General features: G+C 65.4%; 29 protein-coding genes and 1 other RNA gene. 15 read left to right on the forward strand and 15 right to left on the reverse strand.

Annotated elements, in window-relative coordinates; translation table 11 throughout:
- Nucleotides 1-56: 56 nt before the first annotated feature.
- From ndk to ACKTSM_RS11070, 5 genes are all read right to left on the reverse strand, one after another.
- The gene (ndk, locus tag ACKTSM_RS11050; protein ID WP_407874704.1) at nt 57-479 is read right to left on the reverse strand and encodes a nucleoside-diphosphate kinase; all 423 of its coding nucleotides are present in this window, start codon (nt 477-479) and stop codon (nt 57-59) included.
- A 156-nt stretch (nt 480-635) separates the two neighbouring features.
- Complete coding sequence (locus ACKTSM_RS11055; RefSeq protein WP_407874705.1) at nt 636-1,145, reverse strand: hypothetical protein; 510 nt, start codon at nt 1,143-1,145, stop codon at nt 636-638.
- 72 nt (nt 1,146-1,217) lie between these two features.
- Entirely contained in the window at nt 1,218-1,652 is a 435-nt protein-coding gene (locus tag ACKTSM_RS11060) for a DNA polymerase III subunit chi (protein ID WP_407874706.1), read from the reverse strand.
- Between the two features lie 3 nt (nt 1,653-1,655).
- Nucleotides 1,656-1,820, reverse strand: coding sequence for a DUF2256 domain-containing protein (locus ACKTSM_RS11065; RefSeq protein WP_407874707.1), 165 nt, complete (start codon nt 1,818-1,820; stop codon nt 1,656-1,658).
- Between the two features lie 15 nt (nt 1,821-1,835).
- Nucleotides 1,836-3,296: a leucyl aminopeptidase gene (locus ACKTSM_RS11070; protein ID WP_407874708.1), complete on the reverse strand. Its 1,461-nt coding sequence runs from the start codon at nt 3,294-3,296 to the stop codon at nt 1,836-1,838.
- 226 nt (nt 3,297-3,522) lie between these two features.
- Between ACKTSM_RS11070 and ACKTSM_RS11075 the strand changes: the two genes are divergently transcribed.
- The 5 genes from ACKTSM_RS11075 (at nt 3,523) to ACKTSM_RS11095 (ending at nt 9,707) form a co-directional block, all read left to right on the forward strand.
- On the forward strand, nt 3,523-5,754 hold the full coding sequence (locus ACKTSM_RS11075) for an LPS-assembly protein LptD (RefSeq protein ID WP_407876358.1): 2,232 nt from the start codon (nt 3,523-3,525) through the stop codon (nt 5,752-5,754).
- Nucleotides 5,755-5,957: 203 nt separating this feature from the next.
- Complete coding sequence (locus tag ACKTSM_RS11080; RefSeq protein ID WP_407874709.1) at nt 5,958-7,313, forward strand: peptidylprolyl isomerase; 1,356 nt, start codon at nt 5,958-5,960, stop codon at nt 7,311-7,313.
- An 8-nt stretch (nt 7,314-7,321) separates the two neighbouring features.
- The gene (gene pdxA, locus ACKTSM_RS11085; RefSeq protein ID WP_407874710.1) at nt 7,322-8,326 is read left to right on the forward strand and encodes a 4-hydroxythreonine-4-phosphate dehydrogenase PdxA; all 1,005 of its coding nucleotides are present in this window, start codon (nt 7,322-7,324) and stop codon (nt 8,324-8,326) included.
- Entirely contained in the window at nt 8,319-9,146 is an 828-nt protein-coding gene (gene rsmA / locus ACKTSM_RS11090) for a 16S rRNA (adenine(1518)-N(6)/adenine(1519)-N(6))-dimethyltransferase RsmA (protein ID WP_407874711.1), read from the forward strand. The genes pdxA and rsmA overlap by 8 nt, the downstream gene beginning before the upstream one ends.
- Nucleotides 9,147-9,188: 42 nt before the next feature.
- Complete coding sequence (locus ACKTSM_RS11095) at nt 9,189-9,707, forward strand: SRPBCC family protein (RefSeq protein ID WP_407874712.1); 519 nt, start codon at nt 9,189-9,191, stop codon at nt 9,705-9,707.
- Between the two features lie 58 nt (nt 9,708-9,765).
- Here the strand turns inward: ACKTSM_RS11095 and ACKTSM_RS11100 are convergent, their stop codons facing one another.
- On the reverse strand, nt 9,766-10,476 hold the full coding sequence (locus tag ACKTSM_RS11100) for a hypothetical protein (RefSeq protein ID WP_407874713.1): 711 nt from the start codon (nt 10,474-10,476) through the stop codon (nt 9,766-9,768).
- A complete protein-coding gene (locus ACKTSM_RS11105; RefSeq protein WP_407874714.1) occupies nt 10,473-12,569 on the reverse strand; it encodes a malate synthase G in 2,097 nt (698 codons plus the stop codon). The genes ACKTSM_RS11100 and ACKTSM_RS11105 overlap by 4 nt, the downstream gene beginning before the upstream one ends.
- 129 nt (nt 12,570-12,698) lie before the next feature.
- Here ACKTSM_RS11105 and ACKTSM_RS11110 point away from each other — a divergent pair, with 129 nt between their 5' ends.
- From ACKTSM_RS11110 to ACKTSM_RS11125, 4 genes are all read left to right on the forward strand, one after another.
- Nucleotides 12,699-13,892: a hydrolase gene (locus ACKTSM_RS11110; protein ID WP_407874715.1), complete on the forward strand. Its 1,194-nt coding sequence runs from the start codon at nt 12,699-12,701 to the stop codon at nt 13,890-13,892.
- A complete protein-coding gene (locus tag ACKTSM_RS11115) occupies nt 13,889-14,905 on the forward strand; it encodes an arginine N-succinyltransferase (protein ID WP_407874716.1) in 1,017 nt (338 codons plus the stop codon). The genes ACKTSM_RS11110 and ACKTSM_RS11115 overlap by 4 nt, the downstream gene beginning before the upstream one ends.
- Nucleotides 14,902-16,167 (forward strand): N-succinylarginine dihydrolase, encoded by a 1,266-nt coding sequence (locus ACKTSM_RS11120; RefSeq protein ID WP_407874717.1) that lies wholly within the window; start codon nt 14,902-14,904, stop codon nt 16,165-16,167. The genes ACKTSM_RS11115 and ACKTSM_RS11120 overlap by 4 nt, the downstream gene beginning before the upstream one ends.
- A 132-nt stretch (nt 16,168-16,299) precedes the next feature.
- On the forward strand, nt 16,300-16,551 hold the full coding sequence (locus ACKTSM_RS11125) for a hypothetical protein (RefSeq protein ID WP_407874718.1): 252 nt from the start codon (nt 16,300-16,302) through the stop codon (nt 16,549-16,551).
- A gap of 70 nt (nt 16,552-16,621) precedes the next feature.
- Here ACKTSM_RS11125 and ssrA read toward each other — a convergent pair.
- From ssrA to mscL (ACKTSM_RS11140), 3 genes are all read right to left on the reverse strand, one after another.
- Nucleotides 16,622-16,966, reverse strand: a transfer-messenger RNA (tmRNA) gene (ssrA, locus tag ACKTSM_RS11130).
- A 28-nt stretch (nt 16,967-16,994) separates the two neighbouring features.
- A complete protein-coding gene (gene mscL, locus ACKTSM_RS11135) occupies nt 16,995-17,510 on the reverse strand; it encodes a large conductance mechanosensitive channel protein MscL (RefSeq protein ID WP_407874719.1) in 516 nt (171 codons plus the stop codon).
- Nucleotides 17,511-17,590: 80 nt separating this feature from the next.
- Complete coding sequence (gene mscL, locus ACKTSM_RS11140; RefSeq protein WP_407874720.1) at nt 17,591-18,019, reverse strand: large conductance mechanosensitive channel protein MscL; 429 nt, start codon at nt 18,017-18,019, stop codon at nt 17,591-17,593.
- 177 nt (nt 18,020-18,196) lie between these two features.
- Here mscL (ACKTSM_RS11140) and ACKTSM_RS11145 point away from each other — a divergent pair, with 177 nt between their 5' ends.
- The 5 genes from ACKTSM_RS11145 to ACKTSM_RS11165 are packed head-to-tail and all read left to right on the forward strand — an operon-like array spanning nt 18,197 to nt 21,737.
- On the forward strand, nt 18,197-18,802 hold the full coding sequence (locus ACKTSM_RS11145; RefSeq protein ID WP_407874721.1) for a LemA family protein: 606 nt from the start codon (nt 18,197-18,199) through the stop codon (nt 18,800-18,802).
- Nucleotides 18,803-18,841: 39 nt separating this feature from the next.
- The gene (locus tag ACKTSM_RS11150; RefSeq protein ID WP_407876359.1) at nt 18,842-19,660 is read left to right on the forward strand and encodes a TPM domain-containing protein; all 819 of its coding nucleotides are present in this window, start codon (nt 18,842-18,844) and stop codon (nt 19,658-19,660) included.
- Between the two features lie 3 nt (nt 19,661-19,663).
- Entirely contained in the window at nt 19,664-20,338 is a 675-nt protein-coding gene (locus ACKTSM_RS11155) for a TPM domain-containing protein (protein ID WP_407874722.1), read from the forward strand.
- Nucleotides 20,339-20,349: 11 nt separating this feature from the next.
- Nucleotides 20,350-20,949 (forward strand): NUDIX hydrolase, encoded by a 600-nt coding sequence (locus ACKTSM_RS11160; protein WP_407874723.1) that lies wholly within the window; start codon nt 20,350-20,352, stop codon nt 20,947-20,949.
- Complete coding sequence (locus ACKTSM_RS11165; protein WP_407874724.1) at nt 20,946-21,737, forward strand: SDR family oxidoreductase; 792 nt, start codon at nt 20,946-20,948, stop codon at nt 21,735-21,737. Before ACKTSM_RS11160 ends, ACKTSM_RS11165 begins: the two co-directional genes overlap by 4 nt.
- Before the next feature lie 71 nt (nt 21,738-21,808).
- On the opposite strand, the gene ACKTSM_RS11170 is transcribed toward ACKTSM_RS11165, so the two are convergent.
- From ACKTSM_RS11170 to ACKTSM_RS11185, 4 genes are read right to left on the reverse strand one after another with little or no spacing between them, the layout of a single operon-like run.
- On the reverse strand, nt 21,809-22,021 hold the full coding sequence (locus ACKTSM_RS11170) for a PspC domain-containing protein (RefSeq protein WP_407874725.1): 213 nt from the start codon (nt 22,019-22,021) through the stop codon (nt 21,809-21,811).
- Complete coding sequence (locus ACKTSM_RS11175) at nt 22,018-22,176, reverse strand: hypothetical protein (RefSeq protein ID WP_407874726.1); 159 nt, start codon at nt 22,174-22,176, stop codon at nt 22,018-22,020. The genes ACKTSM_RS11170 and ACKTSM_RS11175 overlap by 4 nt, the downstream gene beginning before the upstream one ends.
- 58 nt (nt 22,177-22,234) lie before the next feature.
- A complete protein-coding gene (locus tag ACKTSM_RS11180; protein ID WP_407874727.1) occupies nt 22,235-22,345 on the reverse strand; it encodes an enoyl-CoA hydratase in 111 nt (36 codons plus the stop codon).
- Nucleotides 22,346-22,381: 36 nt separating this feature from the next.
- Complete coding sequence (locus ACKTSM_RS11185) at nt 22,382-22,492, reverse strand: enoyl-CoA hydratase (RefSeq protein WP_407874728.1); 111 nt, start codon at nt 22,490-22,492, stop codon at nt 22,382-22,384.
- Nucleotides 22,493-22,734: 242 nt separating this feature from the next.
- Between ACKTSM_RS11185 and recF the strand changes: the two genes are divergently transcribed.
- Nucleotides 22,735-23,835, forward strand: a complete 1,101-nt coding sequence (gene recF, locus ACKTSM_RS11190; protein ID WP_407874729.1) for a DNA replication/repair protein RecF — start codon at nt 22,735-22,737, stop codon at nt 23,833-23,835.
- Here recF and ACKTSM_RS11195 read toward each other — a convergent pair.
- Nucleotides 23,832-24,530: an arylesterase gene (locus ACKTSM_RS11195; protein ID WP_407874731.1), complete on the reverse strand. Its 699-nt coding sequence runs from the start codon at nt 24,528-24,530 to the stop codon at nt 23,832-23,834. The genes recF and ACKTSM_RS11195 overlap by 4 nt on opposite strands.
- Nucleotides 24,531-24,562: the final 32 nt, after the last annotated feature.

The raw sequence follows: 24,562 nt of genomic DNA on the forward strand, positions 1-24,562 counted from the left end.
GGGCCGCCCCTTGCGCGGAACGGCCCTTCGTAATCTTGCGGTTTGGAAAAAGCGCGTTAGCCGACGATTTCGTCTTCGCTGAAGAAGAAGTCGATTTCGATCTTCGCGTTTTCTTCGCTGTCCGAACCGTGGACGGTGTTTTCGCCGATCGAGAGCGCGTGCTCCTTGCGGATCGTGCCTTCGGCGGCTTCGGCAGGGTTGGTCGCGCCCATGATGTCGCGGTTGCGCTTCACGGCGTCTTCGCCTTCGAGCACCTGCACGACCACCGGCTCGCTCATCATGAACTCGACCAGTTCACCGAAGAAGGGGCGGTCCTTGTGCACCGCGTAGAAGCCTTCGGCCTGTTCGCGGGTCATGCGGATGCGCTTGGAGGCGACGACGCGCAGACCGGCTTCTTCCAGCATCTTGGTGACAGCGCCGGTGATGTTGCGGCGGGTGGCATCGGGCTTGATGATCGAAAAGGTGCGGGTGACCGCCATGAGAAATTCCTTGGATGAGAGAGGGTGCGCGCAGCGAGGGCTTCGCTGCGAGCCGGGATAATTACCGGCGCGCCCCTAGCTGCGAGCGCTGCCAAGTTCAAGTATTTGATCGCGACGGGCGCGCCGTGCGCTCCGCCGCCCGCAACCCGGCAGGCGTCAGCCGCCCTCGCCGATCACCAGCTGCCCGGTGGTCGTCCCGTCCTCGGCCGGATAGGCGGTGACGGTAAAGGTCATCCCGCTCGCCTCGTTTTCCCCGCCGAGCATGCGCCCGCCATTCATCTCGGTGCTGATCTGGATGGCGATGCCCGCCGCCTCGGCCTGCTGGCGGTAGAAGGCAGCGATGTCATCGGGCGATTTTTCCGTTCGGAACGAGACCAGCGTGCCCTTGCCCTGAGCCTGGTCGACGACCGTGTTGGTGAGCACCTGCGCGCCGGTAATGAGGGTGAAGCCGGCGGGAAGGTCGAGCGGGACATTCGCGCCCGAGCGCAGCGAGACCGCGCCATCCGCGGTATCGACCGTCATGCTGGTTTCGCCGCTGACCGGGTCGACTTCGTATTGCCCCTCATCGCCGTCTTCGGTGACGAATTCGCCGGTCTCCTCGCCCCCGCATGCCGCGAGCGCGAGACACAGCGCACTGACAACGAACCCGCCCCAGATCCTGCTCACGATGGCCTCCTCTCATCCGATTGACTGACCAGAAACCGCGATTGTTGCCGAACAATCGGCGCCTCGCAAGTCTCAGCCCTTTTGCACCCAGCGCCCGTCTTCCTGGGCGAAATAGCGGCGTTCGAGCCCCTCGGTCCCGTCGAGCCCACGCCAGGTGCTGCGCGCGGCATCGCGCCCGCTCGCATCGAACAGCAGGAAGACGCGGGCAAAACCGCTGGCAGCGCGCCATTCGCCATCGGCAATAACGACGTGGCTTGCGCCATTGATGGGGGCGAGATCGGCGGACAGCAGGATCGGCTGGCTGTCCTCGCCCGGCTCCCCCGCTTCGCCATTGGCGAGGAAGCTGGTCGGTTCCGCCTTCCACAGCGCCCTCGAGATCGCATCGCGCTGGTCTGGATCCTTGCTCACAACCAGCAGGCGTTCGCCTTCGGCAAGGATCCGCTTGGCAAGCAGGACGACGACCTTCTCGGCCCCGTCACCCGAATATTGCCAGAAATCGACCTTCACGCGCTATTCCCCACTGGTCTGCACGGTTCCCTTGCCGCGGCGGCAGCGCTCGGAACAATAGCGGACATTGTCCCAGTCGCGCTCCCATTTCTTGCGCCAGGCGAAGGGCAGTCCGCAGGCCGCGCAGATCTTGGTCGGAAGGTCCGCCTTCTTGCGCATCCGCGCCATGCGCGCGTGCCCGCCCTAGCCTTCGAAATTGTCGGAGACGAAACGGTCGATCAGCCGCACGCCATAACCGGTCGCGCCCTTGTCGTGGGCGTGGCCCGGCTTGTCCGACCAGACCATTCCGGCAATGTCGCAATGCGCCCAGGGGGTGCCCTTGCGAATGAAGCGCTGGAGGAATTGCGCCGCGGTGATCGAACCGGCCTGGCGCGGACCGACATTCTTCACGTCAGCGATCTGGCTGTCGATCAGCTTGTCATAGGCAGCCCCGATCGGCATCCGCCACAGCTTGTCACCGGTCGCCTTGCCCGCGCCGGTCAGCTGCTCGGCAAGGTCATCGTCATTGGCGAACAGGCCCGCATGCTCGTTGCCTAGCGCGATGATCATCGCCCCTGTCAGGGTCGCGAAATCGACGATCCGTGCGGGATCGTACTGCTCCTGCGCCCAGTGCAGCGCATCGCACAGGACCAGCCGCCCTTCGGCATCGGTGTTGAGCACCTCGACCGTCTGCCCGCTCATGGTGGTCAGAACATCGCCGGGACGGATCGCATTGCCATCGGGCATGTTCTCGACGAGGCCGAGAACGCCGACGCAATTGGCCTTGGCCTTGCGGCTGACAAGGGCAAGCATGCCGCCGGCAACCGCGCCCGCGCCGCCCATGTCCCACTTCATGTCTTCCATGCCGGGCCCCGGCTTCAGCGAGATGCCGCCGGTGTCGAAGGTCACGCCCTTGCCGACGAAGACGGTGGGCTTGTCGCCCTCATTCCCGCCGTTCCAGCGGATCGCGAGCAGCCGCGAAGCCTTGGCCGAACCCTGGCCAACGCCGAGGAGCGCGCCCATTCCGAGCGCTTCCATCTCGTCCTCGTCGAGCACGGTGATCTCGGCACCGGTGCCCTCGAACGCTTCCTTGCACAATTCGACGAAGCTTTCGGGATAGAGCTTGTTGGGCGGAAGGGTGATCAGCGTCTTGGTGAACTCGGTCCCCTTGGCGATCGCCGCCTCGGCTTCCCACGATGCCTCGGTGCCTTCGGGCGCGCCGATGACATGGACCTTGCCCAGCGTCACCTTCTTTTCGGCGGGAAGCTTGGTGCGATAATCGTCATGCGCCCAGCTGCGCAGCCGCACGCCCAGCAGCACCGCCGCCGCCTCGGCACCGGACAAGGCCGCATGGCCAAGGTCGAGCACCATCTCGCTTTCGCCCGACCGCAGATACTTGGCCGTCAGCGCCGCGCCCGCGCGTTCCAGGTTGAGGCGGCGGCGATCGCTGTCGGTCTCGCCAGCACCTGCCAGCGCAACCCGGCGCAGCGCACCGTCCTCGGTCATGAAGCCTTCGAAAACCTGTCCCGCACTGCCCTTGAACCGGGCCGCGGGCGCGCCTTCGACGAGGAGGGGATCGAGATCGGTCAGCGTGTCTCCCTGGTTCACGATCCGCGCATGGAGGCGGACATTGTCGGGTGCGGTCTTGGTGAACTGGATTTGCATGGTCGCTCCGGAGTGAGGGATGGCTGACGTGGGGCACGAAATGGCCTCCGCCCGGAAGGGGGAAGTCATGGGCGCGCTGTATGTTGCGCCCGGCCCGCCAATGGCGATTGCGATTAGGCCCGAGCGGTGCAATAGGCAAGCCATGTCACGAGCATTACGGGTCTGTGAAAGCGCGGGCTGCCACACCGCATGGCGATCATTGACCGGCACGCTGGCGCTGGGCGCGATGACGCTTGCCTCGCTGGCCCTGGCAGTGCCTGCGCGCGCGCAGGAGGCAGCGCCCGAGCGTGCGCTCACCGAGACCGAAGCCGAAGCCGAAGCCGACGAGGCGAATCGCGGCTTCGCGCAAGGCGAGAGCGAGCAGATCGATTTCGAGGCCGACCAGATCAGCTATGACAGCGAGGCCGAGACGGTCACCGCGCGCGGACAGGTCGTGCTCACCAGCGACGAGGCCTCGGTGCGCGCCGACGAGGTCATCTGGAATCGCCGGACCGGCGCGATCACCGCGCGCGGCGGCATCCGCTTTGTCGACAGTGCGGGCAACCAGATCTTCACCGAGAACCTCGAGCTTACCGACAAGTTCGAAGCCGGCGCGATGGACGACCTGCTGCTGGCCCTGCGGCAAGGCGGGCGGCTGGCGGCGCGTTCTGCCGAACGCGGCGAGGATGGCACGGTGCTGCTCACCGATGCCGCCTATACCGCCTGCGCGGTCACCGATCCCGAAGGCTGCGCCAAGGACCCGAGCTGGCGGATCACTGCCGACCGGGTGATCTACGACCCGCAGGACAACCGGGTGCGGTTCCGCGGCGCGATGCTGGAATTGTTTGGGGCGCGGATCCTGCCCTTGCCGGGCCTCACCGTGCGCACCGACGGGCGCGCCGAAAGCGGCTTTCTCACCCCCAAAATCCGCATCGACCAGGTCAACGGTGTCGAGGTTTCGGGCGAATATTACTGGCGCGTCGCCGACAACCAGGACCTCACCCTCGGCGCTTTCGTCTATACCGATGCCGCCCCGATGGTCTCGGCCCAGTGGCGCCACCTGACGCCCAAGGGCGCCTACCAGATCACCGGCTATGCGACCTCGAGCCGGCGGGTTTCCAATTTCGGCGCGACCCCGACCACGCAGAGCGATCCGCGCGGCTATCTGGCCGCCAATGGCCGCTTCCTGTTCTCGCCCGAATGGAGCCTGACCGGATCAATCCGGCTGGCCAGCGACCGCACCTTCCTGCGCCGCTACGATCTCAGCCGCGACGACCGGCTACGCTCGACCATCAATCTCGAACGGATCGACGACAAGAGCTATCTGAGCCTTGCCGGCTGGGCCACCCAGACGCTTAGGATCAATGCCGACCAGGGGCAGGTCCCCGTGGCGCTGCCGGCCTTCGATTACCGCCGCATCGTCGAAGAACCGGTCCTGGGCGGACAGGTCCAGTTGCAGGCCAACACGCTCAATCTCATCCGCAAGGACGGGCAGGACACGCAGCGCGCCTTTGCCGGCGCGCGCTGGGACTTGCGGCGGCTGACCCCGCTGGGACAGGTGGTCACTCTCACCGGCCTGGTGCGCGGCGATGTCTACAACACGGCTGACACGCTCTCGACGCTTACCGCGGCCTATCGCGGCAATGAAGGCTGGACCACCCGCGCCATCGCCACGGCGGCGCTCGACATCGAATGGCCGTTCGTGGGCGAAGCCTTTGGCGGCACGCAGGTACTCAAGCCCCGCCTGCAATTTGTCGCCAGCCCGCCGATCCGCAATCTCGCCGTGCCCAACGAGGATGCGCGCGCGATCGATCTCGAGGATTCCAACCTCTTCGCGCTCAACCGCTTCCCCGGCTATGACCGGGTCGAGGACGGCGCGCGCGTCACCTGGGGGATCGACTGGGAACTGACCCGGCCGGGGATGCGGATCAAGTCGAGCGTCGGCCAGTCCTATCGCCTGACCAATGAGCGCGAGATCTTTCCCGACGGCACCGGCCTGTCCGAGCGCGTCTCCGATTTCGTCGGTCGCACCGAGGTGCGCCTGCGCAATTCGCTGGTCTTCACGCACCGCTTCCGGATCGACAAGGACAGCCTCGCAATCCGCCGCAACGAGATCGACGCGACGATCGGTTCGCAGCGCAATTACGTCGAAGTCGGCTATCTGCGGCTCAACCGCGACATCCAGACGGTCGAGGACTTGCAGGACCGCGAGGAAATCCGCGCGGCCGGGCGCTTTACCATCGGCCGCCACTGGTCGGTGTTCGGATCGGGCGTGGTCAATCTGACCAGCGCTGCCGAGGACCCTCTGTTCGCGCCCGACGGCTTCGAACCGATCCGCACCCGGCTTGGCGTCGCCTACAGCGATGACTGCATAGAATTCGGCGCGACGTGGCGGCGCGACTTCATCACCGCGGGCGATGCCGAGGCCGGAAACAGCTTCCAGGTGTTCTTCGCTCTGCGCAATCTCGGCTTCCGGTGACGCGAGCGGACGCACCCCGCGTTGGCAGTTCGGCAAAAAGCGGTTAAGGGGCAAATCCAAGCGCACTCAGCCTGTGTTCAGCCATCGGGAGGCACCGGCAGATCGTGCAATCACAAATCGCTCCATCGCGTCGGCTCGCATGGACGGCAACAGACCGGGCGACCTTCACAGGGTATGCCGGGACCAAATCGAAATCGGGATTGATGATCGTGACGTTGAAGGCAATTTCAAAGACTTGTGCATCGGTACTTGCAGCCGGGCTCGCCGTGCTCGCAACCACGAGCGCTGGCGCACAGACGAGCGCGGTGCCATCGGCCAACAACCCGTTCGGCCTGCCGCAGGACTTCACGATCTACGGGTCGGACAATCCCAACGAACGCAGCGCGACGGCGGTGGTCAACGGCTATGTCATCACCGGCACCGACATCGATCAGCGCGTCGCACTCGTCACCCAGTCGCAGACCGATGTGAGCGAGCAGGAAATCCAGCGCCTGCGCATGCAGGTGCTGCGCAACCTGATCGACGAAACGCTCAAGATCCAGGCCGCCGAGGCGCTCGACATGAAGGTCGAGCAGGACGCGGTCCTCCAGACCTATCGCCAGCTTGCGGCACAAAATTTCGGCCAGAACCCCGAAGCCATGGACGATTATCTGCTCTCGATCGGGTCCTCGCCCGATGCGCTCAAGCGCCAGATCGAAGGCGAGCTTGCCTGGGAGCGGCTGCTGCGCCGCAATATCACCCCCTTCGTCAACGTCTCCGCCGAAGAGGTGAACGACGTTCTCGCCCGGCTCGAAGCATCGCGCGGGACCGAGGAATACCGGCTCGGCGAGATCTACATGAATGCCACCGCGGAAAACCGCGAAGCGGTGCTTCAGAACATGCAGCAGATCATGGAGCAATTGCAGGCCGGCGGCAGCTTCGTCGCCTATGCCCGCCAGTTCAGCCAGGCCACCACCTCGGTGGTTGGCGGCGATACCGGCTTCCTGCGGCTCGAGACGCTGCCCCAGCCGATGGCCGATGCCGCGCGCCAGATGCAGCCCGGACAGCTTGTCGGCCCGATCGAGATTCCCGGCGGTTTCACCATTGTCTACCTGATCGACCGGCGCCAGGTGCTGACCGCCGATCCGCGCGATGCCGTGCTCAACCTCAAGCAGATCTCGATCACCTTCCCCGAGGACGTGACCGAGGCCGAGGCCAATGCCAAGATCGACGAGCTGGGCACCTTCCTTCAGTCGCTGCGCAGCTGCGCCGATGCCGACAATGCCCGCTCGGTGCTCGGCGCGACGGTGGTCTCGAACGACCAGATCCAGGCGCGTCAGCTTCCCGAACAGCTTCAGAACATCGTGCTCAACCTCCAGGTCGGGCAGACCACTCCGCCCTTTGGCAGTCCGCAGGACGGGGTGCGCGTGCTGATGCTGTGCGGCCGCGACGATCCCGAGGATGCCGGTGCTCCGACCTTCCAGTCGGTGATGAACACGCTTGAGGAAGAGCGCATCAACAAGCGCGCCCAGCGTTACCTGCGCGACCTGCGCAACGACGCCTATATCGAGTATAACTGAGACCGCCCTTGGCTGACCGTCCGCTCGCAATCGCGCTGGGCGACCCGGCGGGTATCGGGCCGGAGATCATTCTCGCCAGCTATGGCCGGTTGAGGGACGCGGCGTGCCGACCCTTCTTCGTGGCCGGCGGCGAGGATGTGCTGCGCGCTGCCGCCGCCAGGCTCGGTCTCGACTGCCCGCTGGTCGCGATCGGCGATCCGTCCGAAGCCGCATCGCGTTTTTCCGAAGGCTTGCCGGTGCTGGCGGGGATGGACGCCGATTACACGCCCGGCCAGCCGAGCGAGGCCGGGGCGGCTCTCGCGCTCCATTCGCTTGCCGAAGCGGTGCGCTGCTCGCTCGAGAACAAGGCCACAGGAGTGGTCACCGCGCCTGTCAGCAAGGCGCAGCTTGCCGCGGTCGGCTTCGAATATCCCGGCCAAACCGAATTTCTCGCAGCGGTCTGCGGGCTGGCCCCCGAAGACGCGGTGATGATGCTGGCAGGGCCGAGCCTGCGCGCGGTGCCGCTTACCGTCCATGTCGCGCTTGCCGATGTGCCGCACCTGGTCACCAGCGAACTCATCACGCACAAGGCGCGGATCGTCGCCGCCGCGCTCCAGCGCGATTTCGGCATCGCCGCACCGCGCCTGGCTGTCGCGGGGCTCAATCCCCATGCCGGAGAAGGCGGGCAGTTCGGCGACGAGGAAAGCCGCGCGATCGCGCCCGCGATTGCGGCCCTGCAAGCCGAAGGCCTGCGCGTGACCGGCCCGGTCCCGGGCGATGCGCTGTTCACCCCGCTTTTGCGTTCGACCTACGATGCGGCGCTGTGCATGTATCACGACCAGGCGCTGATCCCGGTCAAGGCGCTCGATTTCGACCAGGGGGTTAATGTCACTCTCGGCCTGCCGATCATCCGCACCTCGCCCGATCACGGCACCGCCTTCGACATTGCCGGACAGGGCAAGGCCGAAGCCGGCGCGATGATGGCGGCGATCCGGATGGCGAGCGATTGCGCAGCGGCGCGCAGCCATGGCTGACCTGCCCCCGATCCGCGAAACCATTGCGCGCCACGGCCTGTCCGCGTCCAAGGCGCTGGGACAGAATTTCCTGCTCGACGAGCAATTGCTCGCGCGGATCGCCGCCTTGCCGGGCGACCTGTCAGGCGCGCGCGTGCTCGAGGTCGGGCCCGGACCGGGCGGCCTCACCCGTGCCTTGCTGCGCGCCGGTGCGCGCGTCACCGCGATCGAAATGGACTCACGCTGCCTGCCCGCGCTCGAGGAATTGTCCGATGCCTTCCCCGGTCAGTTGACGGTTGTCGAGGGCGACGCGATGAAGCTCGATCACGGCGCCCTGATGCAGGGCGAACCGTATCACGTGCTCTCCAACCTTCCCTACAATGTCGGCACCGCTTTGTTCGTCAAATGGCTGTCGGGAGAGGAATGGCCGCCGCAATGGCTCTCGCTCACGCTGATGTTCCAGCGCGAAGTCGCCGAGAGGATCGTCGCGCGCGAAGGGAGCGGGGCCTTCGGACGGCTTGCGGTGCTCGCCCAGTGGCGCGCCACCGCGCGGCTCGCGATGAAAGTCCATCGCAGCGCCTTCACCCCGCCGCCCAAGGTGATGAGCGCGGTGGTACATGTCACGCCGACGCGCGCGCCCGATGGCGTTTCGGCTCGAACGCTCGAACGCCTGACCGAGGCCGCGTTCGGCCAAAGGCGCAAGATGCTTCGCCAGAGCCTCAAATCGGTGCCCGGCGCCCTCGCGGCGCTCGAAGGTGAAGCGATCGACCCCACCCGCCGCGCCGACACGCTAAGCGTGGCCGAATTCGTCGCCGTGGCCCGGGCAATAGGCACAAATTAATCCTCTCGCGCTAGGTCCTTGGCAGGTTGCAAGGAGCCAGCGATGTTCGGTCTGTTCAAGCCAAGGCCCGCGCCCGAGGGGCCGGTCGAGTTCGCGGCATCGGTGGAGATCGCGCGGCCCGCGAGCGAGGTCTATGCCCTGATCGACTGGGCCGATCCGCGCAACGCCAAGCGCGCGACCGGCAACGAGATCGTCCGCATCGAGGGCCAGGACGGCCGGTTCGACATGGCGATGCCCTTCCTGCCCGATCTCACTTTCGAGTTCATCGTCACCGAGGCGGTGCCGCACAGCATCTATGCCTTCGGCTGCGTCATCCGGCCCGGATCGGGCGCCATGGCGCACAGCCACGAACGTTATGAATTCGAGGACCTTGGCGACAATCGTTGCCGTGTCGACCTGCTGACCAAGGCGAGTTTTGTCGAAGGCCTGTCCATGCGCGAGTTCAGCGAGGAGATCGCCACCATGAGTGCCGCGGTGCAAAGCGCGCTGCAAAAGCTCAAACTCCAGGCCGAGCACGGCGCCGATGTCGCCAAGGCGCTCGAGGAGAATACGGTCCTTTGACGGGCGGCTGGGCGGATGCAGCCAATCGCGGCGCGCCTCCTCGCCTGCCTTGGCGCAATCACCTGCACGGGCTGCTCGATGCGCGGTAGCTTGGTCCCCAGCTGCGATATCCGGCAGCATCGATATGGAATCGCCCGCCCCGGTTGAAGCCGGTCTCGCCCGGCTTGTAATAGGCGCCCAGCCCCATTCGGCTTTGCGGCCCCGCCTCGGCATGCATCGCGCACAATTCGCGGTAAAGCCCTTCGAGATCGGCGCGCGGGGTAACCAGCCTGAGGTCGAGCGCTTCGAAACCGAGATGGCGCGAACGCGCTGCACCGCGGGCGCATTCGTTGAGCTCGGGCGTTCGCCATGACGATTGCACCGCGACGTCGCCCATTGCGGGTTTCACGTGGTCGCGCACCAGTTCGAGCGCGGGGACGATATTGGGCCAAAGCTCGCGCGGCGGCAGGCGCCAGACCGGCAGATCGCAGCGATCCGCATAGAACCGGTCGATCCGTGCCAGCTGCCATGCCGGCACCACGTCGGCCACACCGTTTTGGCGCAGCAGGCCCTCGAATTGCTGGAAGGCGATGCGGCGCTCCTCGTCCTCGTCGATCCATTGTTCGAAAGCGGCCTGCGAGGCAGGGTCGATGATCGCCTGCGGCACGCGCAAAAGGTCGCGCTGCCAGGCGATGAACAGCACCGCGCCGACCAGCAGCCACAGCGCGAGATTGCGCGCGATCCGGCCAATAAGGCTCGGCCCGGTGCGATCTGCGCGCGGCGTGGTCACTGCGCCTTGGCGACCTGCCGCCAGTGGTGGAGCAGCGGCTCGGTATAGCCCGAAGGCTGCTCGGCGCCCTTGAAGATGAGATCGCGCGCGGCGCTGAAGGCGGGGCCGTCCTCGTTGCCGATCAGCGGCCTGTAACCGGGATCGCCGGCATTCTGCGCGTCGACCTTGGCCGCCATGCGCATGAGCGATTGCATCACCTGATCCTTGCTCACCACGCCGTGCATCAGCCAGTTGGCGATATGCTGCGATGAAATGCGCAAGGTGGCGCGGTCTTCCATCAGGCCGACATCGTCGATGTCCGGCACTTTCGAGCAGCCGATCCCTGCATCGATCCAGCGCACGACATAGCCGAGCAGCCCCTGGCAATTGTTGTCGAGTTCCTCGGTGATCTCGGCCTCGGACCAGTTCGCGCCGTCTGCCAGCGGGATGGTGAGCAGCGCGTCCAGCCCGGGCGGCTCGGGCAGGTCCTTCTGAATTTCGAACACGTTCTCGGCATGGTAATGCAGCGCGTGGAGCGTTGCGGCGGTGGGCGACGGGACCCAGGCAGTGTTGGCTCCTGCGCGAAGGTGACCGATCTTTTCGGCCATCATCTGTCCCATCAGGTCAGGCGCGGCCCACATGCCCTTGCCGATCTGCGCCTTGCCCGACAGGCCGTGGCGCAGCCCGATCGCGACATTGCGCGCTTCGTAGGCCTTGAGCCATTGCGCGCCCTTCATCGCGCCCTTGCGCATCATCGGTCCGGCGCGCATCGCCGTGTGGATCTCATCGCCGGTGCGGTCGAGAAAGCCGGTATTGATGAACACGATCCGGTTCCGAACCGCGTGGATGCACGCGGCAAGGTTCGCGCTGGTGCGGCGCTCCTCGTCCATAACGCCCACCTTGATGGTATGCCGCTCGAGGCCCAACAGGTCCTCGACCGCGTCGAACAGGTCGTTAGCGAAAGCGCATTCCTCGGGCCCGTGCATCTTGGGCTTGACGATATAGATGCTGCCCTCGCGGCTATTGCCGAACCGGCCATGCCCCTCGACGTCGAGCGCGCCGATCGCGGCTGTGAAGACCGCGTCCATGATGCCTTCGGGGATCTCGCTGCCATCGGCGAGCCGGATCGCGGGACTGGTCATCAGGTGGCCGACATTGCGCACGAACATCAGGCTGCGACCGGGCAGCGTGCGGGTCGTGCCGTCGCGGTCGGTATAGCTCTTGTCGCCATTGAGCGTGCGGGTCAGCACCTTGCCGCCCTTGTCGAAGCTTTCGGACAGATCGCCGCGAATGATGCCGAGCCAGTTGCGGTATGCCAGCCACTTGTCCTCGCCATCGACCGCCGCGACCGAATCCTCGCAATCGGCGATGGTGGTGAGCGCGGCCTCGATGACGATATCGGCGATGCCCGCCTTGTCGCCCCGACCCACCGGATGATCGCGATCGAATACGACCTCGATATGCAGGCCATTGTTGCGGAACAGCAGTCCCTTGTCGGTGTGGCCGACCCACTGGCTTTCATCGGCGAGCTGGCCGTCTTTTTCGTCCGCGAGATCGGCCCAGCTCTGGTCCACCAGCGGCAGCGTATCGTCGAGGAATTGCCGCCCGCGCGCGATCACCGCCGCGCCGCGCTCGGCATCGTATCCGCCGGGCTTGGCCGGAGCCGCGTCGAGCGCATCGGTGCCGTAGAAGGCATCGTAAAGGCTGCCCCAGCGGGCATTGGCGGCGTTGAGCAGGAAGCGCGCATTGAGGATCGGCACCACCAGTTGCGGGCCGGCAAGGCGCGCGATCTCGACATCGACATTCTCGGTCTCGATGCGGAAATCGCCCGGTTCGGGAACGAGGTAGCCGATCTGCTCAAGGAATGACGCATAGGCGTGTGCATCGTGCGGCTGGCCGCGGCGTTCGTCGTGCCAGGCATCGATCTGCGCCTGCAGCGAATCGCGCTTTTCCAGCAGCGCGGCATTGCGCGGGGCGAAACGGGCAAGAAGCTCGGCAAATCCGCGCCAGAATTCACCGGCATCGCGGCCCAATGGGCCGAGCACTTCGTCCTCGACCAGTTCGGCAAGGCGCGCATCGACGCACAGGCCAGCACGCTCGATCATGTTCGTCATTGAAAGTCCTCGTGACTCGATTTTGATAACTTCGAACCCGGGGAGGAGGACAGGCGAGCTATGACCAATGGCGGGGCCAATTGCAATGGCTTGGCAATCCGGCAATTCGACCGCTAGGGGTGGTGTCAGATGAAACCGGATTTTCTCAGACTAATCGATGCCGACGCCATGCTTGCCGACGTGCAGACATGGTGCGCGATCAACACCGGAACCGCCAATATCGAGGGGCTGGCAAAGCAAGCCGACCTGCTCGCCGAGGCGTTCGGGCGCTTGCCCGGCGAGGTCGAGCTGGTCGATCCCGCGCCAGTGACCGCGATCGCTGCCGATGGGAGCGAAATCGAAAAGGCGCATGGCAGGCACCTGGTCCTGCGCGTGCGCCCGCGCGCCAATCGCCGCATCCTGCTGACCGGGCACATGGACACCGTCTTCCCGGTGGATCACCCCTTCCAGCAGCTGACCTGGCTCGAAGAGGGGGTGCTTGGCGGGCCGGGCGTTGCCGACATGAAAGGCGGGATCGCGGTGATCCTCCATTCCTTGCTGGCCTTCGAACAGACCGCCAGCGCGGGGTCGCTCGGCTATGACGTGATGATCAATTCGGACGAGGAAACCGGCTCGCTGGCAAGCTCGGCGCTCATCGCCGAACTCGCAGCCGGGAAACTCGCCGCGCTCACATACGAGCCGGCCGCCCTTCCCGACGGCACGCTCGCCCATGCGCGCGGCGGCACGGGCAATTACGCGATCACCTTTACCGGCAAGTCCGCCCATGCGGGGCGCAACCCGCACGAAGGGCGCAACGCGCTGGTCGCGGCAGCTGACATGATCCTCAGGATCAAGCGGCTGGAGCGCGAGGACATCACGATCAATCCGGCCAAGCTCGAAGGCGGCGGCCCGAACAATGTCGTGCCCGATCACGCGGTCCTGCGCTTCAACATCCGCCCCAAATCGACCGATGCGATGGAAAGTTTCGATGGCGAGCTCGACCGGATCATCGACTCGGTCGCGCGCGAGCACGATCTTGCGGTCAGCCGCCATGGCGGGGTCACTCGCCCGCCCAAGCCCGTCGATGACAAGGCACAGAAACTGTTCGATCTCGTCCGCGAATGCGGCGCCGAACTGGGCCAGACGATCAAGTGGCAATCGACCGGCGGGGTGTGCGATGGCAACAATATCGCGGCCTGCGGCGTGCCGGTGGTCGACACCATGGGCGTGCGCGGCGGCGCGATCCATTCATCCGACGAATTCCTGATTACCGAAAGCCTGGCCGAACGTGCCGCCCTGTCGGCGCGCGTGATCGAGCGGCTTGCCGAAGGAGCACTGCATTGACCTTTCGCCTGCGCGCTGCGCGCACTTCCGATCTCGAACATCTCTACGAGATGGCCAAGCTGACAGGTGGCGGTTTCACCAACCTGCCGCCCGATCGCGCCGCTCTCACCGCCAAGCTCGAACGCGCCGCAGAAGCCTTTGCCAACAAGGGCGAGGAGCTGGTCGACGAACAATTCGTGCTGGTGCTCGAAAACCTTCAGACGAAAAGGATCGCCGGGACCTGCCAGTTGATGACCATGGTCGGCCAGCAATGGCCGTTCTATTCCTACCGGCTCAACACACTGACCCAGTATTCGCAGGAACTCGACCGCACCGTGCGCGCCGAACTGCTCAGCCTCGTCACCGACCTCGAAGGTTCGAGCGAGGTCGGCGGCTTGTTCCTCCACCCCAACGAGCGCGCCGGCGGGCTCGGCCTGCTGCTTGCGCGCAGCCGCTACCTGTTCGTCGCCATGCACCGCAAGCGCTTCGCTGACCGCATCCTTGCCGAACTGCGCGGCATTATCGACGAGCGCGGCGGCTCGCCCTTCTGGGACGGGGTCGCGGGCCGTTTCTTCGGGATGAGCTTTGCCGAAGCCGACTATTTCAATGCGATCAATGGCAACCAGTTCATCGCCGACCTGATGCCCAAGCACCCGGTCTATGTCGCCATGCTCGACGACGAGGCAAAGAAGGTCATCGGGATGCCGCACCCCTCGGGCCGGGCGGCGATGCGCATGCTCGAAAACGAGGGCTTCCACTACGAGGGCTATGTCGACATCTTCGACGGCGGGCCGAGCATGGTGGCGCGCACCGACGATGTCAAAAGCGTGCGCGAGGCGATTGCCGGCAAGGTGGTCGATACCGATTTGCAGGAAGGCGAGCGCGCCATCCTCGCCACCGGCAGGCTCGACAGCTTCCGCGCCTGCTACGGCGCCCGCGCGGTCGATGACGAGGGCGGCGTCGCGATCGACAGCGCCTCGGCCGACGCGCTCGACGTGAGCACGGGCGACACGGTGTGGAGCGTTGCGCGATGACGACCAGCGAGCACAACCTTGTCGAGATCAATTTCGACGGGATCGTCGGGCCGAGCCACAATTATGCCGGGCTCAGCCTCGGCAATATCGCCAGCGCCAGCCACAAGGGCGACCCGTCCTTTCCGCGCGCCGCGGCGCTCCAGGGCGTGGCCAAGATGCGCGGCAATCTCGCGCGGATCGGCCACCAGGGCTTTCTCCTGCCGCTGCCCCGCCCCAATGCGCTGCTTGCCAATGCGCTCGCGCTCGACGGGACCGAGGCACCGGCGCTCAGGGCCGCGCCGTGGTCGGCTTCCTCGATGTGGACCGCCAATGCCGCCACGGTCAGCCCCGCGCCCGATACCGCGGATGGCAAGTGCCACCTGACGCCTGCGAACCTGGTCACCATGATCCACCGCGCTCAGGAATGGCCCGACACCAAGCGCCAGCTCGACATCGCCTTTGCCGACCGCGACCACTTCGTGGTCCACGGCCCGGTCCCGCCGACCTTCGGCGATGAAGGCGCGGCCAATCACGGGCGGTTTTGCGAAGGCCACGGCGCACCGGGCGTCGAGCTGTTCGTCTATGGCCGCCCCGGGGGCCGGTTTCCCGCGCGCCAGCACGAACAGGCCAGCCGCCTCGTCGCGCGCGCACACGGCCTCGATCCCGAGGCTTGCGTCTTCATCGAGCAGAACCCCGCCGCGATCGAAGCGGGCGCGTTTCACAATGACGTGGTCTCGGTGGTGAACGAGCGCGTCCTGTTCACCCATGCCGAGGCCTTTGCCGACCAGCAGGGCGCCTACGAGCAAATCCGCGCCAAATTCCCCGCGCTCGAAGTGGTCGAAGTGCCATCGGACAAGGTCAGCCTCGCCGAAGCAATCCGCACCTATCTCTTCAACGCGCAGCTGCTAACCCTGGACGATGGCAGCATGTCGCTGATCGTGCCCGAGGAATGCCGCGAATCGACAAGCGTGTGGGCCTATTGCGAGGAAATGATGGCCTCGAACGGTCCGATCCGCACGGTGGTCCCGGTCGATGTGCGCCAGTCGATGGCCAATGGCGGCGGACCTGCCTGCCTGCGACTGCGCGTGGTGTGCGATCCCGCGACGGTCGATCCGCGTTTCCTGCTCGACGAGGCGAAGGCGGACAGGCTCGAGAAGGTGATCGGCGAGACCTGGCCCGAGCAGATCGACCCTAGCGATATCGGTAACGAGGCGCTGGCCCGCGACGTGATCGCCGCACGCCAGGCACTGCTCAGCGCGATCGGCCTCGAAGAGCTGCATTAATCGCGGTTAACGCGTTTGCGCGCGCGCGTCGGATGCGCTTACACTGCCCTCCCTCGTTAACCACGCAAAGCCGCGACAACGCGTTGTTGGCACGGCTTTTGCTGATCAAGATGTTAACACCCTGGAGAGAGCATGCTGCGCAAGATTGGCCGATTGTTCGTGATCAAGAACCGCTTCGAAGCGTTCGTGATCATTTACGCGCTCGCGCTCGGCGCGACCTCGCGCGGGGCGGCCTATCTCGAACAATATCCGGGCGGATGGGGGATCGCCCTGTTCCTGGCCGCGTGCTGCGCGGTGTTCCTGGCAGGCGCGGCAATTCTCGATTCTTTGCGCGCAAAGCAGGAATTGGCTGACCTGAAGGCGCAGTTCGGCGAACGGGCCTAGCGCCCGCGCCATATCGTCTCGAATTGCAAGGGAAGGTGGGGGTTTCTGTTGCTAGCTACCCCCGGAGCCCCGGAATCCGCTTCTGTTGCCCGGTGGGTCCAACCGCGCTTTGGCTTTGTAAATTCAGGCCGCTAGGCCCTAAAATTACGCAGCGATTGCGAGTGCTTCGTTATCGTTGGCACTTATGGTGTTTGAACAGTTTTACGGGTTACTCAGCCCGGGCAAAAACTACGCTTTTCAGCCCACGTCGATCCTGGTTCGGCCCCGTCAGAATCCCCTGTCGAAACAGGAGGTTATGGTGGAGCCGCCGGGTACTGCCCCCGGGTCCGTTGTGCCTATTGCACGCAGCAATTTATCGCCATAGTCGGTTGCCCGACAGCGCCTATATAGCGCCAAATGGATGAATTTGAAGTGACCAAAGCGCCTGGCCCCGCGTTTTCGGGTCAGGCCGCGGCCTTCACTGCTCCCTCGCCACTGCCACTCCCGTCACCGCCGCCATCATGGCGCAGCTCGGCGAGGATCTTCTTGAGCACGTCGAGCTGCGGATCGGTGGGGACCTCGTCGGTTTTCGAGGAATCCTCGGTCTCGGCCTGCTTGTTCTGCATCTCGTCAAGAACGCGATTGATCACCTTGAGCAGCATGAACACCGCGAAGGCCAGGAGCAGGAAATTGACGATCTGGGTGAGAAAATCGCCATATCCGATCATCGCCACCCCGGCTTCCTTGAGCTCGGCATAGTTCGATACCGAACCTTCGTATCCTTCGGGGATCTCGCCCAGGCGGATGAAATAGTTCGAGAAGTTTATGTCGCCCATGAGCCAGCCGATGGTCGGCATGATCACGCCTTCGGCTAGGCTGCTGGTGATCTTTCCGAACGCTGCCCCGATCACCACCCCGACCGCGAGGTCGAGGACGTTGCCGCGGGCGATGAATTTGCGAAACTCGGTGCCGATACTCATCGAAGGGGCCCTCCTGTTGCCGTGTCCCGCCTAAACGGACGCGGCGAACAGGAGGTTCCCCCCCGCGATTTAAGCAGTTCTTATTTCTTCAGGCTGTCGCGGATTTCCATCAGGAGCTCGATCTCGGTCGGGCCTGCGGCTTCCTCGGCCACCGGTTCGGCGGGCTTTTCCATGCGCGCCTTGGCCTTGTTGGCGTAGCGCACCAGCATGAAGATGATGAAGGCGAGGATCACGAAATTGATCACCGCGGTCACGAAGGCACCCCAGGCAAGCACGTTGGCACCGGCCTCGCGCGCCGCTTCGAGGCTCATCCCCGCTTCGACCTCGCCTGACAGGATGATGTACTTGTCGGAGAAATCGGCATCGCCGAAGATCGCGCCGACGATCGGCATGATGAGGTCGCTGGTCATCGATGCGACGATCACTGCGAATGCGCCCGCGATGATCACCGCGACCGCCAGTTCCATGACATTGCCCTTGGCAATGAATTCCTTGAATTCGGTAAGCACGTCTTGCCCTCCCTGTCTGTTGGCGCGGGTGACCTTGCACGGCGCAAGGCCACTGCCAACGGGGCGTTTCAACTTCTTACATCGCTTGAAAGCGGGCGACGGTGTGCTATATCAGCAATACAGGCACTTATCGGCGCGCCGCCGGTTCCGGGTCCGCGCGCGCTTTCAGGAGGAACAATGATGAACTTGCGCACTATCGGGCGTGCGATCACCGTCGCCGCCGTCTCGCTCACGCTCGCAGCTTGCGGGATCAATTCGGTCCCCGCCGCAGAGGAAGAGGCCAAGGCCAAGTGGGCCGATGTCGAGGCGCAGTTCCAGCGCCGCGCCAACCTCATCCCCAACCTCGTCGAAGTCGCGCAAGGGGCCGCAGAGAACGAGCGCGCGATCCTCACCGAAGTGACCGAGGCACGCGCCCGGGCGACCAGCATCAACGTTTCTGCAGATGACCTGGGTGATGCCGAGGCGATGCAGAATTTCGCCGCCGCGCAGGGCCAGCTCGGCCAGGGGCTCGGCCGCCTGCTCGCCAGTTTCGAGGCTTATCCGCAAATCCAGTCGAACCAGAACTACCTCGCGCTGCAAAGCCAGCTCGAAGGCACCGAGAACCGCATCGCGGTCGCGATCCGCGACTACAACGAGGCGGTGCGCAAGTATAACACCACGATCCGCACCTTCCCGGACACGATCGGCGCGAACATCATCCACGGCGCCGAGCCGCTGGTGCCCTATTCGGCGGTGACCGAAGGCGCGGAAGTTGCTCCCACGATCGACATGACCTCGAACTAAAGCAGCGTGATCCGCTTCCTGCTCTCATGTCTTGCCGCGATGGCGGCGCTGGTATCGGCGCCGCTATCCGCGCAGGATTTTCCCGAACTGACCGGCCGGGTGGTCGACGCTGCAAACATCCTGTCGCCGGCTGACGAGGCCGCGCTCGATGCCAAGCTCGAAGCGCTCGAGGCGCAGTCGCAGCGCCAGCTGGTCGTTGCCACCGTGCCCGACCTGCAGGGCTACGACATATCCGATTACGGATACCGGCTCGGGCGCGAGTGGGGCATCGGCGATGCCGAGCGCAATGACGGCGCGATCCTCCTGGTCGCACCGAACGAGCGCAAGGTGCGGATCGAGGTCGGCTACGGGCTCGAAGGCTATCTCACCGATGCGCTGTCGGCGTTGATCATCCAGAACACCATCCTCCCGCGTTTTCGCGATGGCGACATGCCGGGCGGGATCGCGAACGGTGTCGATGCGATCATCGCCCAGCTGCAATTGCCCGCCGACGAGGCGGCGCGCATCGCCCAGCAGGCGGGCGAGCAGCGCGAAAGCGGCGGTGGCTTTCCCGTCGGCGCGCTTATCTGGCTGGGTTTCCTGTTCTTCTTCATCATCCTGCCGCTGATGCGGTCGCGCGGGCGGCGCTATCGCTCGAAGGGCCGCGGCCCATGGGGCGAACGCGGCGAACGTGGCGGCCAGACCATGGGCGATGTCGCGGGCAATATCATCCTGTGGGAGATCGGCAGCGCGATCGCGCGCGGCGCGATGTCGGGCGGCGGTGGCGGCGGCGGCTTCGGCGGCGGCGGCGGCTTTGGCGGCGGCTTCTCGGGTGGCGGCGGATCGTTCGGGGGCGGCGGCGCCTCGGGAGGCTGGTAGGCCATGGCATATCTCAACGAAGCCCAGCACAGGACCGTCTCCGACGCGGTCGGCGCGGCCGAAGCCAACACTTCGGGCGAGATCGTCACCGTTCTTGCCGACCGTTCGGACGGCTATAGCGACGTCGTGCTTGCCTGGTCGGCGGCCGCAGCCTTCACCGCGATGAGCCTGTTTGCCGCCCTCCCCCGGCCCTTCCTCGACCTCTATGACGCGTTGTGGGGCGGGTGGGACCACGACTGGACCACCGGCGAACTGGCGAGCATGACCATCCTGCTCGGCCTGATCGCCTTCGTGCTCGCATGGGCGGCACAGCAATACGATCCGCTGCGCTTTGCGCTGGTGCCCGGACCGGTCAAGACCGCGCGCTGCCACGAACAGGCGATCAAGCATTTCAAGGTCGGCGCCGAGCGCCGCACCCATGGCCGCACCGGCGTGCTGATCTACCTCTCCATGCGCGAACACCGGGCCGAGATCGTAGCGGACCGCCCCATCGCCGAAAAGGTCGCTCCCGAAGTCTGGGGCGAGGCGATGGGCGACATGCTTGCCGAGATCAAGCGCGGGCTGATCGCCGAGGGCATGGCCGCCGGCGTGCGCGATGTCGGGTTCGTGCTCGCACAGCATTTTCCGAGCGGTGAGGATGACGAGAACGAGCTGCCCGACCGGCTGATCGAGGTCTAGGCCCCCTTCCGATGAGCGAGCCGAGCCTGCCCGATCTGTCCGCCCTCGTGCGCGACGAGGATGCCGACCTGCCCGAAGAGACCCGCTGGGAAGGCCGCTTCATTGCTGCCAGGACGCGGGGCCGCTGGGAATATGTGGGGCGCACGCGCGGCATTCGCGCCGCGGCGATCATCGCGATCGACGAGGATGCAGACGGCACCCGCCACGTGATCCTCGTCGGGCAGTACCGCGTCCCGCTTGGCCGCTTCTCGCTCGAAATCCCCGCAGGCCTGGTCGGCGATGACGAGGACAAGGACGGCGAAGAAGCGATCGTCGCTGCGGCGCGCGAGCTGGAGGAGGAAACTGGCTATCGCGCGCGCTGTCTGGAGGAGCTGGGCGAGTTCTATTCATCGCCCGGAATGGTCTCCGAAAGCTTCACCCTGATCCGGGCGACCGGCCTGACCAGGGTTGGCGAAGGCGGCGGCGTATCGGGCGAGAACATCGCGGTCTACCGGGTCCCCCTGGCAAGGCTGGCCGAATTCGTTGCACGCTGGCGCGCGAAAGGCCACGGTGTCGATGTGCGGGTGGCGATGCTGCTGACCCCGGGATTTCTAGGAGAGGACATGTCATGAGCCAATCGGACCCACGTTGCGCCGGAAAGCTCGCTTTGGTCACGGGCGCAGCGCAGGGGCTTGGCCGGGCGCATTGCATCCGTCTCGCACAGGAAGGCGCGCGGGTGCTGGCGAGCGACATCAACGGCGATGGCGCGCAAGAGACCGCCGCGATCGTCAATGCCGAAATGGGCGATGGCACGGCGTTTTCGATCGGCCACGACGTAACCGACTCGTCGCAATGGGAAGCGGCGGTCGATGCCGCGCGCGAACATCTCGGCGGGCTCAATGTCCTGGTCAACAATGCCGGGATCGGCGTGCCGGGCAATATCGAGGAATGCGATTTCGACGACTGGAAGCGCTGCTTTGCGATCAATGTCGATTCGATCTTGCACGGCTGCCAGAAAGCGCTGCCGCTGATGCGCGAGCACGCACCGGGTTCGATCATCAACATCTCTAGCATTGCCGGCCTGATCGCCAGCGACACCATGCCCGCCTACAATGCCAGCAAGGCGAGCGTGTGGATGCTGTCGAAATCGATCGCATTGCATTGCGCGAAAAAGAACATGCAGATCCGCTGCAACTCGGTCCACCCGACCTTTGTCGACACGCCCATCCTCGATGGGACGGCGCGCGCGCACAGTCTCGACAAGGACGTGCTGATGGACAAGCTCGCACGGCAGATCCCGCTGCGCTTCGTCGGCGAGCCCAACGATATCGCCAATGCGGTGGTCTATCTGGCGAGCGATGAGAGCCGTTTCATGACCGGCGCGGAGATCAAGCTCGACGGCGGCATTTCGGCGAAGTGATCGCTGCGCCCGGAGCGCACGAAAAAGGGGCCGCGAATTGGCCCCCTCGCTTGCCTGTCTGTCGGCTGCGCTCAATCCGCGATCAGCGCGATGACGATATAGATCGGGATTGCAAGGCCAAAACCGAGCAGGGTTGCAGCGACGAATCCGAGCCGCCACCACATCGCGTCGACACCCGACCAGTTGGCAAGGCCCGAACACACGCCGAACAGCTTGGCATCGCGCTTGTCGAGGTGGAAGCCGCTTTGCGGCGGGCGATTGTTGGACGAGGTGATATTGGTCATGCGAGAACTCCAGCGGTGAAAATGGCGGGGTGGCTGCTCGGCCCCATGGCTTCGACCGTTGCGGGAGCCATGAGGATGAGGGTGATGATGATGGACCCGGCGATGGCAGCGGCTCTGGCGCCTGGCGTGCCGGACAATGCGAAGAACGAATACATGAGCGGGTCCCCCTGCTAGCGGCCCTGGCGCTGCACTTGCGCGCCGGGGCCTGGTCGGTCAGGCGATCGCCGGGCTTGCCGGGACGATCGCGTAGGCGAAGAAACCTGCCGAGACGACGACCGAGAATGCGGCGGCGAGCAGGCGGTTGGCAAAATCACTGGCGAACATGATGGGTATTCCTTGTGTTGAGCGGGCTCGGCTGGATCAGGCGAGCGAGGGCGTGGCGGGGACGATGGCGTAGGCGAACATCGCGGCCGAGATGACCAGCGAGAAGGCAGCAGCGGCAATGCGGTTCGAGAAGTCGGTGGCGGTCATTTTCATTTCTCCTGATCGGTGTCCTGTGTGCGTTCCCGAGTGATTTCGGGGACGACCAACACTTTGCAGGAGCCGTGCCAAACTCGAAAAAGCGCGGATTTCCGCCATTCTGGCACGATACAGTTCCTTACAGTCCGTTCATCAATCCGAAAGATTGGCAATTTTCACCACCTGTTGGGAACGGCCTGTTTTGCGCCTCGCTCTGGCCTTTGCCGGGACCCGTGCTAATCGCTGGCTGACCGATGGCGTTGGCAAAGATCACCCTGCACGATTTCCGCAATCACGCGGCTTCTGAACTGCGCGAGACCGCGCAATTCAACCTGCTCGTGGGCGAAAACGGCGCGGGCAAGACCAATGTCCTCGAAGCATTGTCGCTGCTGGCCCCGGGCCGTGGTCTGCGCCGGGCCAGCGCCGAGACGCTTGCGCGCAACAATGCAGGCGAGGACGAGCCGCGCGGCTTTGCGGTGGGCGCAAGCCTGGTCGAACAGGGACAGGTCTCGGCGCGGCTGGGCACCTATACGCTGCCCGATCGCCCCACCCGGCGGCTGGTGCGGATCAACGGCGCCGATGCGAGCGCGAGCGCGCTGTCGGAATGGCTCGCGCTTGCCTGGCTGACCCCTGCCATGGACGGCCTGTTCACTGACAGCGCAGGCGCGCGGCGGCGCTTCGTCGACCGCATGGCGCTCGCGATAGAGCCAGGTCATGCGCGCGCGGTTGCCCGGCTCGAAACCGCGCTGCGCGAACGCAACCGCTTGCTCGAGGAACGCGGCGATGCGCGCTGGCTCGATGCCATCGAGATGCAGGCCGCGCAGCATGGCAGCGATGTCGCGCGGGTGCGCGGACAATTGATCGCGCGGCTGGTGGATGAACTGTCCGCTCTGCCGAGCGAGCCCTTTGCCCGCCCGCTGCTCACCTATCGTCCCGGCGGGCCGGGCGATGAAGATGGCTTGCGGGCCGAGCTTGCGCGTTCGCGCGGGCGCGACCGGGCCGCAGGCCGCGCGCTGACAGGCCCGCACCGCGACGAGCTCGAGGTTCACATGGCCCATGCCGACGGCTCGCGCGGGCAACCGGCAGCGGCCAGTTCCACCGGCGAGCAAAAGGCGATGCTGATCGCGATCACCCTGGCGCACACGGCAATCGCGGCTGCGGGCCGGCCGAGCGTCCTGTTGCTCGACGAGGTGGCAGCCCATCTCGACCCGGTCCGGCGCGAGGCGCTTTTCGCTCGGCTGCGCGCAGGCCGCGCGCAAGTCTGGCTCACCGGCACCGAAATGGCGCCTTTCGCCGCCATTGCAGATGAAGCGGCGGTGTGGCGGGTGAGCGGCGGAACGCTCGAACGCGTCTAGCTGTCGGTTTCGTCCTCGGGCAGAGCGGCAATGACTTCATCAATGGTCGAGGCCACCAGCGCCTCGATCCCCTCTGCAGTGGGGTGGATCCGGTCCGACTGGAAAAGCGAGCGATCGCGATAGATATCCTCGAGCCAGAACGGGATCAGCCCGGCATCATATTGCTGAGCGAGTTCACCGTAGAGCGCGTCGAACTGCGCCTGGTATTGCGGCCCGTAATTGGGCGGCGCGCGCATTCCCATCAGCAGGACCGGGATTTCGCGCCGCGCGAGCTCGTCCAGCATCGCTTCGAAATTGGCGCGGGTCTGGTCGGGCTGGATCCCGCGCAACAGATCGTTGCCGCCCAGTTCGAGCATGACCAGATCGGGGCTTTCGTCCTGCGCCTCGAGCACGAAGCCAAGCCGCGCGCGTCCCGCTGCGCTGGTGTCGCCCGACACCCCGGCATCGATGACCCGTGCGTTGATGCCGCGCGCCCGCAAGGCTGTTTCGAGCCGTTCGGGATAACCCTCTTCCTCGGCGAGATTGTAGCCTGCAAACAGGCTGTCGCCGAAGGCGAGGATACGCACTTCGTCGCCCATCACCGGTATCGTCATCTCGCCGTCCCCGATCTCGCCTGTCCGGGGCTCTGCCACTGCCGGTTCACCCGCATCGCCGCTGCACGCGGCAGTCGCCAGGAGCGCGAGGGAACCCATCATGAGGGCCGCCCGTTTCTGCCAGAAGCCGATAT

The sequence above is a fragment of the Qipengyuania nanhaisediminis genome (genome assembly GCF_045862805.1).
Taxonomy (GTDB): Bacteria; Pseudomonadota; Alphaproteobacteria; order Sphingomonadales; family Sphingomonadaceae; genus Erythrobacter; species Erythrobacter nanhaisediminis_A.